The following is a 14,455-nucleotide window of genomic DNA, read 5'->3' as shown; positions in this document are numbered from 1 at the left end:
TCTCCGTCGAACATCCTTGCAGAACGAGGGGATGCCTCGCAGCCCGGCCGGGCGACGGATCGCCGGTCACCCGCCGAATCGACGGTGCCGCTTGGAGTAGTCGCGGAGGGCGCGGAGGAAGTCGACCTTGCGGAGGTCGGGCCCGAGCGCCTCGACGAAGTAGAACTCGCTGTGCGCCGACTGCCACAGCATGAAGTCGCTGAGGCGCTGCTCGCCCGAGGTGCGGATCACGAGGTCGGGGTCGGGCTGGCCGCCCGTGTAGAGGTGCTCGCCGATGAGGTCGGGCGTGAGCCGCTCGGCCAGGTCTTCGAGGCTGCGCCCCTCGGCGTGGTGGGCCGCGACGATCGAGCGCATCGCGTCGGTGATCTCCTTGCGCCCGCCGTAGCCGACCGCGAGGTTGACGTGGAGGCCGTGCTTGTCGGCGGTGCGGTGCTCGGCCGCGTCGAGCGCCGCGACGAGCGGCTCGGGCAGCCCCGCGTCGGAGCCGACGTGCTGCACCCGCCAGTCGCGGTAGTGGCTGAGCTCCTCGGCGAGCTCGGCGATGATCTCGATGAGGTCGGCGAGCTCGTCGCGCGGGCGGTTGCCGAGGTTGTCGCTCGAGAGCAGGTAGAGGGTGACCGTCGAGATGCCGGCGTCGTCGCACCACTCGAGGAACTCGCGCATCTTGGCGGCGCCGGCGCGATGCCCGTGCGCGGCGGTCTCGAAGCCGAGCTGCTTCGCCCAGCGTCGGTTGCCGTCGATGATCATCGCGACATGGCGCGGGAGGGCCGCGGGGTCGAGTCCGCGTCGGAGCCGGTTCTGGTAGAGCCGGTAGAGGATCCCGCGACCGAGGGGCTGATCGCTCGTCTGCACGGCACTACGCTACCCCTTCACCGGTGCCCCGAACTCACAGCGGACCGTGATCGGCGAGGCCCTACGCTGTGTCCATGACCCCCGAGCGCCACCGCGAACCCGCCGACCTCGTCGAGGGGCTGACCCTTCCGGTCGCGCCCGACGACCCGGCCGACGACACGGTCGCCCGCGACGAGCACGGCCCCGACCTGCCGAACATCCCACTGCTCGACGACTCGCTCAGTCACGCCGACGAGGTGAAGCCGACGTGGCGCGGCTGGATCCACGCGGGCACGTTCCCCGTCACGATCGCGGCGGGCATCGTGCTCATCGCCCTCGCGCAGGGGGCGCCCGCGAAGTGGGCGTCGGCCGTGTTCATGCTCACCTCGATGCTGCTCTTCGGCAACTCGGCGCTCTACCACCGCTTCAACTGGAAGCCGAAGACCAAGGTCGTGCTGAAGCGCATCGACCACGCGAACATCTTCCTGCTCATCGCCGGCACGTACACGCCGCTGGCGATCCTCGCGCTGCCGCCCGAGAAGGGCTGGGTGCTGCTGTCGGTCGTCTGGGGCGGGGCGCTGCTCGGCATCGGGTTCCGCGTGTTCTGGATCACGGCGCCGCGCTGGCTCTACGTGCCCATCTACCTGCTGCTCGGCTGGGCGGCGATGATGTACATCGTCGATCTCGTGAACGCCAACGTGGCGATGATGGTGCTCGTCTGCGTCGGCGGCGTGCTCTACACGATCGGCGCGATCGTGTACGGCTTCAAGAAGCCGAACCCGTGGCCGGGCGTCTTCGGGTTCCACGAGATCTTCCACACCTGCACCGTGCTGGCGTTCATGTGCCACTGGACGGCGACGCTGCTGATCGCGATGGCGCCGGCGTACCACGCCGGCTGAGGGCTCAGCCCCGGTTCGGGGCGTCGTCGTCGCGGGGCTCGTCGTCCGCGGCGTCGACCGGCTGCGCGTCGGCGCCGCCGAACCCGGCCTCCTCGACGGCGGCCGCCTCGGCCGCGGCCTCGAGCTCGGCACGCACCTGCGCCCGGTAGTTCGTGCGGCGGATGCGGCGCACCATGTCGAGGATGAGCAGGAGCACCACGACCATGATGAGGAACGTCACGACGAAGCCCCAGACCCCGGGGGTGACGGTGTTCGGGTCGAACTCGTCCTGCTCGGCGGCGAGAGTGCTCGCCGGAAGGAGCGCAGAACGGACGGAGTCGACGAGCATCGGATTCCCTTCAGGGGGCGGCGTTAGGCTTGATGCAGCCTAGTCGATCCACCTCTGAAGGAGCCCGGGTGCCCACCCAGACCGACGCGCCCGCGAGCGCCGAGCTCGACGACCGATACGGACGCACCCGCCGCCACCGCTCTCGCGACCGGTTCCTCCTGATCGGCGGCGCGATCGCCTTCGCGGTGGTGCTCATCGCGTGGGTCGTCTGGGCCGGCCTCGACGGCCAGAAGCCGCAGCTCGAGGTCACCGACACGGGCCACCGCCTCATGAACGAGGCGCGCGCCGTCGAGGTGAGCTGGAACCTCTCGGTGCCGCCGGGCAACGAGACCGCGTGCATCGTGCAGGCCCTCAACGAGGACTTCACCGTCGTCGGATGGAAGGTCATCGAGGTTCCCGCCTCCGACCAGCACATCCGCAGCCTCACCGAGACCGTGAGAACCGCCCAGGAGGCGAACACGGGTTTGATTTACCGCTGCTGGCTCACCTAACATGGGGCATTCGCCCTGAACGTGGTTCGGGGCGACACGTCTATCCGGCGTGACTTCCCCTACACAGGAGTGTGCATCATGGCGCAGGACGCCACCGTCACCTGGCTCACCCAGGAGGCCTACGACCGCCTCGCGGCGGAACTCGAGCAGCTCTCGACCACCGGTCGCGAGGAGATCGCGAAGCGCATCGAAGCGGCGCGCGAGGAGGGCGACCTCAAGGAGAACGGCGGCTACCACGCCGCGAAGGACGAGCAGGGCAAGATCGAGGCCCGCATCCGCCAGCTCAAGGAGCTGCTGAAGACCGCCGAGGTCGGCGAGGCGCCCGCGTCGAAGGGCATCGTCGAGTCGGGCACCGTCATCACCGCCGTGATCGCCGGCGACGAGGAGACCTTCCTCATCGGCAGCCGCGAGATCGCCGGCGACTCCGAGCTCGACGTGTGGAGCGAGCAGTCGCCGCTCGGTGCCGCGATCCTCGGACTCGCCGTCGGCGCGAAGACCAGCTACACCGCGCCGAACGGCCGCGAGATCGCCGTCGAAATCACCGCCGTCGACACCTGGGGCGGCGAGTAGGCGCGCCCCGTCGACGAACGCGAAGAGCGGATGCCACGTGGCATCCGCTCTTTCGCATTCTGCGACCCCGTGACTCGAAGACGCGACCTCGTGATTCAGGAAGAGGTACGCCCGTCAGGACGATTCGCGCGGAATCGACCTGAGCAGGGCGCCTTCTCCTGAAACGATGCCGTCGCTCAGTCGTCGAGGACGACCGGCGAGTAGCCGGCGCGACGGAGCGCCTCGACCACCTCGGTGCGGTGCGCGGGGCCGCGGGTCTCGACCGAGATGTCGATCTCGACCTCGGAGATCTGCATGCCCCGGCCGTGCCGGGTGTGCATCACCTCGACGACGTTCGCGTGGGTGCCCGCGACGAGCTCGGCGACGCGCACGAGCTGGCCCGGGCGATCGGGCAGGCCGATCCGCACGGTGAGGTAGCGGCCCGAGGCGGCGAGGCCGTGCGCGATGACGCGCTGCACGAGCAGGGGGTCGATGTTGCCGCCCGAGAGCACGGCGACCGCCGGCCCGTCGTTGGGCACGGCGCCCGTCATGATCGCGGCGACCGCGACCGCACCGGCCGGCTCGACGACGAGCTTCGCCCGCTCGAGCAGCACGAGCAGCGCACGGGCGATGTCGTCCTCGCCGACGGTGACGATCTCGTCGATCGTGTCGCGGATGATCTCGAAGTTCAGCGCGCCGGGGCGGTAGACCGCGATGCCGTCGGCGATCGTCGGCACGACGGGCACCTGCTGCGGCGAACCCGCGGCCAGCGAGGCGACGTACGGGGCCGCGTTCGAGGCCTGCACGCCGATCACGCGGATGCTGCGTCCCTCGGCGGCGGCCCGCTGCTTCACGGCGCTCGCGATGCCGGCGGCGAGACCGCCGCCGCCGATCGGCACCACGATCGTCGTCGCGTCGGGCGCCTGCTCGAGGATCTCGAGGCCGAGCGTGCCCTGGCCCGCGACGACGTCGTGGTGGTCGAACGGCGGGATGATGACCGCGCCCGTCTCGTCGGCGAAGGCGGCGGCCGCGTCGAGCGTCTCGCCGATCGACGCGCCCGCGAGCACGACGTCGGCGCCGTAGGCGCGCGTCGCCTCGAGCTTCGGCAGGGCGACGCCGACGGGCATGAAGATCGTCGCGCGGATGCCGAGCTCGCGCGCAGCGTACGCGACGCCCTGCGCGTGATTGCCGGCGGAGGCGGCGACGACGCCGCGCGCCCGCTCCTCCTCGGAGAGGGAGGAGAGGCGGTTGTAGGCCCCCCGCAGCTTGTACGAGCCGGTGCGCTGCAGGTTCTCGCACTTGAGGCGCACCGGGGCGCCGAACAGCCGCTCCAGGTGTCGCGAGGACTCCATCGGCGTCTGGCGTGCGACGCGCGCGACGACCTCGCGAGCGGCTTCGAACTCGGCGAGGGTCGGCCCCGCGACGGTGGTGCTCAACTCGTTCATTCTCCTCGCTGGAAACCGGGTCGCTGCGGCACGGTGCGCCAGAGCGGCGAACGCACGTCGGCGGTGGACGGTGGCGCGTCGTCCTTCCACGCGCCGCCCGAGACGTAGAGGATCATCACGTTCACGACCGCGGCCACCGGCACGGCGAAGAGCGCACCGGGGATGCCGGCGAGCAGCGACCCCGTGGCCACCGCGAGCACGACGCCGAGCGGGTGCACCTTGACCGCGGTGCCCATGATGAGCGGCTGCAGCACGTGCCCCTCGACCTGCTGCACGAGCAGCACGATGGCGAGCATGATCACGGCGGGCCAGAAGCCGTTGTAGACGAGCGCGACGAACACCGCGAGCGCTCCGGTCGCCACGGCGCCGACGATCGGGATGAAGGAGCCGAGGAAGACGAGGATCGCGATCGGCACCGCCAGCGGCAGGCCGAGGAAGAACGCTCCGAGGCCGATGCCGACCGCGTCGATCGTCGCGACGAGGATCTGCACCTTGACGAAGTTCTGCAGCGTCGTCCAGCCGGCTCCGCCTGCGCCATCGACGGCGGCACGAGCGCGACGGGGGAAGATGCCGACGATCCAGTTCCAGATGCCGCGGCCGTCGATGAGCATGAACAGGGTCGCGAAGAGGGCGAGCAGCATGCCGGCGAGGAAGTGCCCGAGGCTCGAGCCGACCGAGAGCGCACCGCTCCAGATGATGCCCATGTCCTGCTGCACCGCCGTCACCGCGCGCTCGACGAGGTCGTTGAGCTGCGCCTCGGTGATGTGGAGCGGGCCCTCGAGCAGCCATTCGCGGAACTGGTCCCACGCGACGAGCGACTGGGCGGCGAGCTCGTCGGCGCCGCGGGCGATCTGCCAGATGCCGAGCGTGAGGAGCCCGCCGACGACGGCGAGGGCCGAGAGCATGGCCGCCGCGACGGCGGCCCACTTCGGCCAGCGGTGCCGCTGGAGGAACCCGGAGAACGGCACGAGCAGCGCGCTCAGGAGCACCGCGACGAGGATCGGGATGACGATCAGGCGGAGCTGGATGATGAGGAAGACGACGACCGCGAGCACGCCGCCGACGAGCAGGAGACGCCACGACCAGGCCCCCGCGAGCCGCATGCCGAACGGGATCGACTCGACGGGATCGCGCACGGGCTCGACCGCCTTGTGCGAGCCCTCGGCCGCTCGTCCGGCCAATCGTCGCGACCATCGGCCGCGCTGCCCCGCCCCACCCGTCGAGTCCGCCATTCGTCCAGTCTAGGCACCGCGTATGCACGGTTCGGCATGTCGTGCGCGACCGGACCGTGAACGTCGGGCGCCGTGTCGGTCGTCGGCGGTAGCGTCGGATGCACCATGGTCGACGTCGTCAGTCCCGCTCTCGCCCGCCGCATCGCCCTCGCTGCGCAGGGCTTCGCCCGCCCGCGGCCCGAGGCCGCCGGCACCCGCGCCCTGAACGGGGTGGTCGACCGGCTGGGGCTCCTCCAGATCGACTCGGTCAACGTGTTCGAGCGCAGCCACTACCTGCCGGCGTTCAGTCGCGTCGGCCACTACGACCGGGGGCTGCTCGACCGCATCACCTCGGGGCCGAGGGGCCGCATGGTCGAGTACTGGGCGCACCAGGCCGCCTACATCCCCCGCGAGCTCTGGCCGCTGTTCGAGTTCCGCCGCGACGAGTACCGGCGGTCGGGCAGCGACTGGGGCGGCTGGGTCGCCGAGCAGCGCGATCTCGCGGTGTGGCTGCGCGCCGAGCTCGCCGCGAACGGCCCGATGCGGGCGAGCGAGATCGAGCACGACGCGAACGAGCGGCGCGGCCCGTGGTGGGGCTGGTCCGACGTGAAGCGCACGCTCGAGATGATGTTCCGCACGGGCGACGTGATCTGCGTCGACCGGGTGCGCTTCGAGCGGGTCTACGCGCTGCCCGAGCAGGCGCTGCCGTCCGAGCTCCTCGGCTCGGCCCCGGCCGAGGCCGACGCCGTGCGCGAGCTCGTCGCCCGCGCCGCCGCCGCGCAGGGCATCGCGACCGAGGCCGATCTCGCCGACTACTGGCGCATGAAGCGGGCACCGGTGCGGCGGGCCGTCGCCGAGCTCGTCGACGCCGGCGAGCTGCTGCCGGTCGAGGTGCCCGGCTGGCAGACGGGCGCTCGCGCGACGCCGGCCTGGCTCCACCGCGACGCCCACCGCCCCCGTCGCATCGAGCAGGTCGCGCTGCTGTCGCCGTTCGACCCCGTCGTGTGGTTCCGGCCGCGCACCGAGCGTCTCTTCGACTTCCACTACCGCATCGAGATCTACACCCCCGAGCCCGACCGCAAGTTCGGCTACTACTCGCTGCCGGTGCTCGTCGACGACCGGGTCGTCGGCCGGGTCGACCTCAAGAGCGACCGCAAGGCGCGCACGCTGCGGGTGCAGTCGGCGTGGGTCGAGCCGGGTGCGCCCGCCGAGACCGCGGCCCGGCTCGTGCCGGTGCTCGAGCGCGCGGCGGCGTGGCAGGGGCTCGACGAGGTGGTCGTCGTCGGCCGGGGCGACCTCTCCCCCGCGCTCGCGAGCGAGCTCGCGGCGGCCTAGCGGGTTCGCGGCCCCCGGCAGGCGCGGGGCTGCCTAGAAGCTGCCGCCCATCTTCTCGAGACGCTCGATGCGGTCGGCGATCGGGGGGTGCGTCGCGAAGAGGCGGTCCATGACCCCGGGCTTCAGCGGGTCGGCGATCCAGAGGTGGGCCATCGACGAGTTCTGCCGCTGCATCGGGCGACCGTACGCCTCGAGCTTCGCGAGCGCGCGGGCGAGCGCGTCGGGGTGACGGGTCGTCATCGCGCCCGTGGCATCGGCGAGGTACTCGCGCTGACGCGAGACCGCGAGCTGCACGAGGCTCGCGACGAGGGGCGCGATGAGCATCGCGACGAGCCCGAAGATCATGACGACGGGGTTCGAGTTGTTGTTGCGACCGCCGAAGAAGGCCATGCGCACGAGCATGTCGGAGATGAACCCGACCGCGACCACGAGGCCGAACACGATCATCGACAGGCGGATGTCGTAGTTGCGGACGTGACCGAGCTCATGCGCCATGACGCCCTCGAGCTCGGCGTCGTCCATGATCTCGAGGAGGCCCGTCGTCGCGGCGACGACGGCGTGCTGCGGGTCGCGACCGGTCGCGAAGGCGTTCGGCGCCGGGTCGGAGACGATGTAGACGCGCGGCATCGGCGTGCCGGTGGCGATCGAGAGGTTCTCGACGGTGCGCCAGAGCCGCGGGTGCTCGGCCTTCGAGGTGATCTCGACCGCGCCCGACATCGAGAGCGCCTGCCGGTCGGCCGTGAAGTACTGGATGAGCGCGTACCCGGTGGCCACGACGAGCGTCACGACGACGATCGTCAGGTCTTGGTAGATGTAGGCGGCCAGCCAGCCGAGCCCGCCGATGACGGCGAGGAAGAACAGGATGATGAAGACGGTGTTGCGTTTGTTCTTCGCGATCGCGCGGTACAACGCCGGCCCTTAGAACTGCACGCGCGGCGGCTCGGCGATCGCCGCCGGCTCGGTGACCTCGAAGAAGTCGCGCTCGTGGAAGCCGAGGCCGCGCACGAACAGCGTGTTCGGGAACACCTTGATCTTCGTGTTGAGCTCGCGCACACCGCCGTTGTAGAAGCGGCGCGACGCCTGGATCTTGTCCTCGGTGTCGACGAGCTCCGACTGCAGCTGCAGGAAGTTCTGGCTCGCCTGGAGCTGGGGGTACGCCTCGGCCACGGCGAAGATCGACTTCAGCGCCTGCTGCATGTGGTTCTCGGCGGCGCCGGCCTCAGCGGGCCCCTGCGCCTGCAGGGTCTCGGCGCGCGCCTGCGTCACCGACTCGAAGACGCTCTTCTCGTGGGCGGCGTAGCCCTTGACCGCCTCGATGAGGTTCGGGATCAGGTCGGCCCGGCGCTTGAGCTGCACGGTGATGTCGCTCCACGCTTCGTCGACGCGCACGTTGAGCGTGACGAGCGAGTTGTAGGTGGCCCAGAGGTAGATGCCGATGATGAGCACGAGTGCGACGACGATGAGGACGGGAATGAGCCATTCCATGGCGCGGACTCCTAGTGCGTTCGGCTGTGATCTCGGGGCTCTGCAATCCTACCGAGCACGCTCGGAGGCGGCGTCCGTTCCCATGAGACTCGGAGGAACCCCGGTGGAGGCTCCGGGGTTAGGCTCAGACTGTGACGGAGCGTTCCAGCCCGCGGGGCCCCGGTCGCCCGCGCGGCGGGACGCCCGGCGACCTGCGGGCGCGGATCCTCGCCGCGGCGACGGCCGAGTTCGGCGAGCGCGGCTACGAGGCCGCCTCGATGCGGGCGATCGCGCGCCGCGCCGGCGTCGACCCCGCGCTCGTGCACCACTACTTCGACGACAAGCAGCGGCTCGTCGCGGAGGTCGTCGAGGTGCCGCTCCGGCCCGACCGCCTGGTGCGCACCGCGCTCGACGGCCCGCTCGACGGGCTCGGCGAGCGGCTCGTGCGCGCCGTCCTCACCGCCTGGGACTCGCCGGCCGTGCGACCGGCCGCCGTGGCCGCCCTGCGTTCGGCGATCGGCCAGGGCCCGGTCGCGCGCATGCTGCGCGAGTTCCTGCGCCGGGAGATCATGCACCGCATCGCCGAGCGGCTCGACGACGTCGGCGACCCTGCCGAGGCCGAGCTGCGCGCCGAGCTCGCGGCGTCGCAGCTGGTGGGCGTCATCATGGTGCGCTACGTGCTCGAGTTCGAGCCGATCGCCTCGCTCCCGGTCGAGGAGCTGGTCGCGCGCGTCGGCCCGGCGGTGCAGTGGCACCTCACCGGACGTCCGCCCGGGTCTTGACATCGGGTCTCCCGAGGCGAAGTATTCGGCACATGATGAATAGCTCGGATGCCCCGCAGCACGGGCCGTCCGCACCGGCGGCGATCATCGCGCAGGACCTCTCGGTGCACCGCGGCGGCACCGCCGTCCTCGACGGCCTCTCGCTCGCCGTCCCGAGCGGCATGATCGTGGGCCTGCTCGGCCCGAGCGGCAGCGGCAAGACGACCCTCATGCGGTCGATCGTCGGCGTGCAGGTCGTAAAGTCGGGCACGATCGAGGTGCTCGGCCGCCCCGCCGGCTCGCCCGAGCTCCGCCACCGCGTCGGCTACGTCACGCAGCAGGCGAGCGTCTACGACGACCTGACCGTCCGGCAGAACCTCGCGTACTTCCGGCGCGTCCTCGGCGCACCGGCCTCCGACGTGGCGCGGGTGATCGCGCGCACCGATCTCGGCACGGTCGAGCATCGGCTGGTGGGCACGCTCTCGGGCGGCCAGCGCAGCAGGGTCTCGCTCGCGGCCGCACTGCTCGGCTCCCCCGAGCTGCTCGTGCTCGACGAGCCGACGGTCGGTCTCGACCCGGTGCTGCGCGTCGAGCTCTGGGACATGTTCCGTGCGCTGGCCGCCGACGGCACGACCCTCCTCGTCTCGAGCCACGTGATGGACGAGGCCAAGCGCTGCGACCGGCTGCTGCTCATGCGCGACGGTGCGCTGCTCGCCGACGACACCGTGCAGGGGGTGCTCGAGGTGACCGGCACCGACGACATCGAGACGGCGTTCCTCCGGCTCATCGAGCGCGGCGAACCCGACCTGCGACCGCGCGACGCCGACGAGGAGGCATCCCGATGACCCTCACCCGCACCTTCGCGACCGCGGGCCGCGTGCTCGGCCAGATCAGGCACGACCACCGCACGATCGCACTGCTGCTCGTCGTGCCGAGCCTCCTGATCGGCCTCGTCGCGTGGATCTTCGTCGACACCGACGTGTTCACCGACATCGGTCCGGCGATGATCGCGCTCTTCCCGTTCATCGTGATGTTCCTCGTGACGAGCATCTCGACGCTGCGCGAGCGGCGCAGCGGCACGCTCGAGCGACTCCTCTCGATGCCGCTCGGCAAGGGCGACTTCATCCTCGGCTACGGGCTCGCGTTCGGCGTGCTCGCCGTCGCGCAGACGGCGATCGCCGTCTCGTTCGCCGTCTGGGTGTGCGGCCTCGAGATCGAGGGATCGATCTGGCTGCTCTTCGCCGTGGCGGTCGCCGACGCGCTGCTCGGCACCGCGCTGGGCCTCCTCGCGAGCGCGTTCGCCCGCACCGAGTTCCAGGTGGTGCAGTTCATGCCGCTGCTCGTGTTCCCGCAGATCCTGCTCGGCGGCATCTTCATCCCCCGCGAGCAGCTGCCGGCGGCGCTCGAGGCCATCAGCGAGTGGCTGCCGCTCAGCTTCGCCATCGACGCCCTGCAGGCCGTCGCCGCCGACAGCGAGTCGCCCGAGTGGATCGCGACGAAACTGCTCGTGATCGGCGCATGGATCGTCGGATCGATCGTGCTCGGCTCGATCACCCTGCGCCGGCGCACCCCCTGACGCAGCTTTCGCGCGTTCCTCTCGACAGGCGCACCCGGGCCGGGCCATGATCGTCGCACCGTTCACCCGACCGAAAGAGAGATCGATGCGCAAGCCACTTCTCGCAGCCCTCGCCGTCGCCGCCACCGTCTGCGGCCTCGTGCTGGGCGCCGCTCCGGCCCAGGCCTCGACGGGCGGCTCGCCCGACGGCGAGCTCCACCCCGACGTGGGCCTGATCGCGTTCTACGACAGCACGGGGCGCTACCGGTGCAGCGCGACGCTGGTCTCGCCGACCGTCGTCATCACCGCGGCGCACTGCACGCTCGGCACGCTGGGCAAGACGCTCGTCACCTTCGACACGTTCCTCGACGACGCCCCGCCGTCGTTCCTGCCGGTCGCCGCCGACCCGGCCGCGGGCTACACCGCCGCCGAGCTCGCCGCGGCGGGCTACGTCTCGGGCACCGCGTACACGCACCCCGAGTACTCCGACTTCACCGACACCCGCAACTGGAACGACGTCGGCGTCATCGTGCTCGACGAACCGCTCGCCTCGCACGGCGACGGCTACCCCGAGATCGCGGCGACCGGCACGCTCGACGAGATCCCGCAGCGCGCGCTCTCGAAGACGCTGTTCACCGCGGTCGGCTACGGCACCGAGGTGCGCCAGGAGGGCGACAACAAGAAGCCCGAACCCGAGAGCTATCCGATCCTGCGGCGCTACGTCGACATGCCCGGGCAGAAGCTCACCCCGCAGATCCTGCAGACCAACGGCAACGAGAAGGACCCGTGGGGCACGGGCGGCACGTGCTTCGGCGACTCGGGCGGCCCGGTCTTCCTCGACGGCGAGCTGGTGGCCGTGACGAGCTACGGCTACACCTCGAACTGCCGCTACCTCGGCGGCTACCAGCGCGTCGAGATCCCCGTCGTCGACGAGTGGCTGGCCGAGTTCGGCCTCTGACCGCATGAGGGCCGGCGAGCGGCGGATGCCACGGGCATCCGCCGCTCGTCTGCTCAGACGCGCGCGTGGACCCCGTCGAGCACGCGCTCGAGGTAGGGGTTCTGGAAGCGCCGCTCGGGGTCGAGCTCGTCGCGCACCGCGAGGAAGTCGTCGAAGCGCGGGTACGACTCGCGCAGCGTCTCGGCGGTCTGCGTGTGCATCTTGCCCCAGTGGGGGCGGCCGCCGTGGGCGCGCATGATCTCCTCGACCGCGGCGAAGTACTCGCGCTGGTCCTCGCGGTAGTAGCGGTGCACCGCGATGTAGCCCGACTCGCGTCCGTAGGCCGTGGAGAGCCAGTTCTCGTCGGCCGCGGCGGCGCGCACCTCGATCGGGAACGTGATCTTCCAGTCCTTGCGCTCGATGAGCGCGCGCACCTCGCGCACGGCCTCGGGCACGGCCGCGAGCGGGATCGCGTACTCCATCTCGCGGAAGCGCACGGTGCGGTTCGTGACGAAGACCGACGGCGAGAAGTCGGTGAAGTCGCGGTTCCCGGTGAGGCGCTCCACGAGCCACGAGAGCCGCGGGATCACGTCGGGCGCGGCCCGGAGCGAGTAGCACGCCGCCCGGTAGAGCCCGTTCGCGACGAGCTCGTCGTCGATCCAGCGCGAGACCCGGCCGAGCGGGGCGCGCGGCGCATCGCCCGGAAGCCGCGTGTTGGTCTTCGTCATCGCGGTGTCGGTGTGCGGGAACCAGTAGAACTCGAAGTGGTCGTGCTCGCGGACCCGGTCCATCCACTCGTCGAGCACGAGCGCGAACGGCGCCTGGCGCTCGACCGCGTGCAGCACGTAGCGCGGCACGAGCTGCAGGGTGAGCTCGACGAGCACGCCGAGCGCACCGAGCCCGAGGCGCACCGCGGGCAGGAGCTCGGGACGCTCGGTCTCGCTGACGGTGATGAGCTCGCCCGTGCCGGTCACGAGCTTCGCCGCGACGATCTGGGTGGCGAGGCCGCCGAAGCCGAGCCCGGTGCCGTGCGTGCCGGTCGAGGTCGCGCCCGAGATCGTCTGCCGGTCGATGTCGCCCATGTTGGGCAGCGCGAGCCCGTAGGGCGCGAGGAGCGCGGGCAGCTGGTGCAGGCGCGTGCCCGCCGCCAGGGTGACCCGGCCCGTCGCCACGTCGGCGTCGATGACGCCCGAGAGCTCGGTGAGGTCGAGCTGCACGCCCGGCGCCACGGCGATGCCCGTGAAGCTGTGGCCCGATCCGACGGGCTTGATGCGCAGGCCACTCGCCGCCGCCGACTGCACGGCGCGCTGCACGGCCTCGGGCGAGGAGGGGCGCTCGACCCGCAGCGGCCGCACCTGCTCGGTCCGGCCCCAGTTGCGCCATGTTGCTCCGGTCGCGGTCACAGGAACGCCATCCCTTCTCCCCGATACGTCGGGATCATCTCCACGGTCTCGTCTCCGTCGACGACGGCGAGCTCGTTCAGGTGCTCGGCGAGCTCGCCGGACTTGGTGTGGCGGAACCAGACCCGGTCACCTACGGCGAGCCGGCGCGCTGCGCGACCCGAGACGGGCGTCTGCACCTCGCCGGCCATCTCGCGCGGCTCCATGACGAGCCCCTCGGGCCAGACGATGCGCGGCAGCCGGTCGGGCGCCGGCGGACCCGACGCGACCCAGCCGCCGCCGAGGATCGTCGCGTGCGCGGCACTCGGGCGGCGGACGACGTCGAGCGCGAACGCCGCCGCGGGGGCGGGAGTGAAGTGCTCGTAGCCGTCGAAGAGGTGCCCGCCGAACAAGCCCGACCCGGCGGCGATCTCGGTGACCGACGGGTCGGCGGAGGTGCGCTCGAGCGATCCGGTGCCGCCGCCGTTCACGAACTCGAGGTCGGCGTGCTCGCGCACCGCCGCGACCGCGCGGGCGCGGCGCTCGAGGAGCTCGGGCATCGAGCGCGACTGCATCCAGCGGTTGACCGCCCCGTCGACGGGCCGGCCGGCCGGCCGGTTGACGACCCCCGCGATCTGCGCCTCGTACGACATCATGCCGACGAGCTCGAAGCCGGGCCGGCGGACGATGTACGCGGCGAGCGCCCCCGCGTCGGCGGGGGCGTGCACGGGCGAGCGCCGCACGCCGAGATGACCGAGCACCGGGGCGTCCCAGGACGCGTCGAGCTCGAGGCAGACCCGGATCGTCTCGCGGCGGCCGGGCGGCAGCACCGAGTCGACGACGTCGAGCTGCGCGGGCGAGTCGACCATGAGGGTCACGCGCGCGGCGAAGTCGGGGTCGGTGGCGAGGCGGGCGAGGCTCGCGCGTTCGGCCGTCGGGTAGCCGACGACGATGTCGTCGACCGTGTCGGCGAGCCAGAGCGCCTCGGCCAGGGTGTACGCGAGCACGCCCCGGTAGCCCGGCATCTCGAGCAGCGACTCGATGACGCTGCGCACCCGCACTGACTTCGACGCGACGCGGATCGGGGTGCCGTTGGCGCGGCGCAGCATGTCGAGCGCATTGTGCCGCAGCGCCCCGAGGTGGAGCGCGCCGACGGGCGCGTCGAGGTGGGCGGTCGCCCCCGTGAGGCGCGGCCAGTATTCGGCCGGTTCCAGCCAGCTCGAGGCGTCGGTCGTGGGGCTTCCGGTCATCCGGAGGTCGAGCATCGTCA

General features: G+C 71.5%; 16 protein-coding genes. 8 read left to right on the top strand and 8 right to left on the bottom strand.

Annotated features, from left to right (window positions below):
• Window positions 1-66 precede the first annotated feature (66 nt).
• Window positions 67-852 (bottom strand): isoprenyl transferase, encoded by a 786-nt coding sequence (locus tag ACFVSL_RS08610; protein WP_386940199.1) that lies wholly within the window; start codon window positions 850-852, stop codon window positions 67-69.
• A 74-nt stretch (window positions 853-926) separates the two neighbouring features.
• Between ACFVSL_RS08610 and ACFVSL_RS08605 the strand changes: the two genes are divergently transcribed.
• Complete coding sequence (locus tag ACFVSL_RS08605) at window positions 927-1,730, top strand: hemolysin III family protein (protein WP_386940197.1); 804 nt, start codon at window positions 927-929, stop codon at window positions 1,728-1,730.
• A gap of 4 nt (window positions 1,731-1,734) precedes the next feature.
• Here ACFVSL_RS08605 and ACFVSL_RS08600 read toward each other — a convergent pair whose 3' ends face one another.
• Complete coding sequence (locus ACFVSL_RS08600) at window positions 1,735-2,058, bottom strand: hypothetical protein (protein WP_386940195.1); 324 nt, start codon at window positions 2,056-2,058, stop codon at window positions 1,735-1,737.
• 68 nt (window positions 2,059-2,126) lie between these two features.
• Between ACFVSL_RS08600 and ACFVSL_RS08595 the strand changes: the two genes are divergently transcribed.
• Together ACFVSL_RS08595 and greA are read left to right on the top strand one after the other, a co-directional pair.
• A complete protein-coding gene (locus ACFVSL_RS08595; RefSeq protein ID WP_386940193.1) occupies window positions 2,127-2,549 on the top strand; it encodes a DUF4307 domain-containing protein in 423 nt (140 codons plus the stop codon).
• Window positions 2,550-2,627: 78 nt separating this feature from the next.
• Window positions 2,628-3,119, top strand: a complete 492-nt coding sequence (greA, locus tag ACFVSL_RS08590) for a transcription elongation factor GreA (RefSeq protein WP_386940191.1) — start codon at window positions 2,628-2,630, stop codon at window positions 3,117-3,119.
• Window positions 3,120-3,295: 176 nt separating this feature from the next.
• Here greA and ilvA read toward each other — a convergent pair whose 3' ends face one another.
• Window positions 3,296-4,543, bottom strand: coding sequence for a threonine ammonia-lyase (gene ilvA, locus ACFVSL_RS08585; RefSeq protein WP_386940190.1), 1,248 nt, complete (start codon window positions 4,541-4,543; stop codon window positions 3,296-3,298).
• Window positions 4,540-5,775, bottom strand: coding sequence for an AI-2E family transporter (locus ACFVSL_RS08580; RefSeq protein WP_386940188.1), 1,236 nt, complete (start codon window positions 5,773-5,775; stop codon window positions 4,540-4,542). Before ACFVSL_RS08580 ends, ilvA begins: the two co-directional genes overlap by 4 nt.
• A gap of 105 nt (window positions 5,776-5,880) precedes the next feature.
• Between ACFVSL_RS08580 and ACFVSL_RS08575 the strand changes: the two genes are divergently transcribed.
• Window positions 5,881-7,089, top strand: coding sequence for a winged helix-turn-helix domain-containing protein (locus tag ACFVSL_RS08575; protein ID WP_386940186.1), 1,209 nt, complete (start codon window positions 5,881-5,883; stop codon window positions 7,087-7,089).
• Window positions 7,090-7,122: 33 nt separating this feature from the next.
• Here the strand turns inward: ACFVSL_RS08575 and ACFVSL_RS08570 are convergent, their stop codons facing one another.
• Both ACFVSL_RS08570 and ACFVSL_RS08565 read right to left on the bottom strand, forming a co-directional pair.
• Window positions 7,123-7,998: a M48 family metalloprotease gene (locus ACFVSL_RS08570; RefSeq protein ID WP_386940184.1), complete on the bottom strand. Its 876-nt coding sequence runs from the start codon at window positions 7,996-7,998 to the stop codon at window positions 7,123-7,125.
• Between the two features lie 9 nt (window positions 7,999-8,007).
• A complete protein-coding gene (locus ACFVSL_RS08565; protein WP_386940183.1) occupies window positions 8,008-8,574 on the bottom strand; it encodes a LemA family protein in 567 nt (188 codons plus the stop codon).
• A 131-nt stretch (window positions 8,575-8,705) separates the two neighbouring features.
• Here ACFVSL_RS08565 and ACFVSL_RS08560 point away from each other — a divergent pair, with 131 nt between their 5' ends.
• The 4 genes from ACFVSL_RS08560 to ACFVSL_RS08545 all read left to right on the top strand — a co-directional run bounded on the left by ACFVSL_RS08560 (window position 8,706) and on the right by ACFVSL_RS08545 (window position 11,827).
• The gene (locus ACFVSL_RS08560) at window positions 8,706-9,335 is read left to right on the top strand and encodes a TetR family transcriptional regulator (protein ID WP_386940181.1); all 630 of its coding nucleotides are present in this window, start codon (window positions 8,706-8,708) and stop codon (window positions 9,333-9,335) included.
• Window positions 9,336-9,367: 32 nt separating this feature from the next.
• Entirely contained in the window at window positions 9,368-10,159 is a 792-nt protein-coding gene (locus ACFVSL_RS08555; protein WP_386940179.1) for an ABC transporter ATP-binding protein, read from the top strand.
• Window positions 10,156-10,890 (top strand): ABC transporter permease, encoded by a 735-nt coding sequence (locus ACFVSL_RS08550; protein ID WP_386940177.1) that lies wholly within the window; start codon window positions 10,156-10,158, stop codon window positions 10,888-10,890. Before ACFVSL_RS08555 ends, ACFVSL_RS08550 begins: the two co-directional genes overlap by 4 nt.
• An 85-nt stretch (window positions 10,891-10,975) precedes the next feature.
• Window positions 10,976-11,827, top strand: coding sequence for a trypsin-like serine protease (locus ACFVSL_RS08545; RefSeq protein WP_386940175.1), 852 nt, complete (start codon window positions 10,976-10,978; stop codon window positions 11,825-11,827).
• A gap of 53 nt (window positions 11,828-11,880) precedes the next feature.
• Here the strand turns inward: ACFVSL_RS08545 and ACFVSL_RS08540 are convergent, their stop codons facing one another.
• Together ACFVSL_RS08540 and ACFVSL_RS08535 are read right to left on the bottom strand one after the other, a co-directional pair.
• Window positions 11,881-13,209, bottom strand: a complete 1,329-nt coding sequence (locus ACFVSL_RS08540; protein ID WP_386940173.1) for a D-arabinono-1,4-lactone oxidase — start codon at window positions 13,207-13,209, stop codon at window positions 11,881-11,883.
• The gene (locus ACFVSL_RS08535) at window positions 13,206-14,450 is read right to left on the bottom strand and encodes an alanine racemase (RefSeq protein ID WP_386941128.1); all 1,245 of its coding nucleotides are present in this window, start codon (window positions 14,448-14,450) and stop codon (window positions 13,206-13,208) included. Before ACFVSL_RS08535 ends, ACFVSL_RS08540 begins: the two co-directional genes overlap by 4 nt.
• Window positions 14,451-14,455 lie beyond the last annotated feature (5 nt).

The organism is Agromyces sp. NPDC058064, assembly GCF_042885275.1.
GTDB lineage: Bacteria > Actinomycetota > Actinomycetes > Actinomycetales > Microbacteriaceae > Agromyces.
Note: the sequence above shows the minus strand (reverse complement) of the source record. Positions and strands in the feature narration are given on the sequence as shown.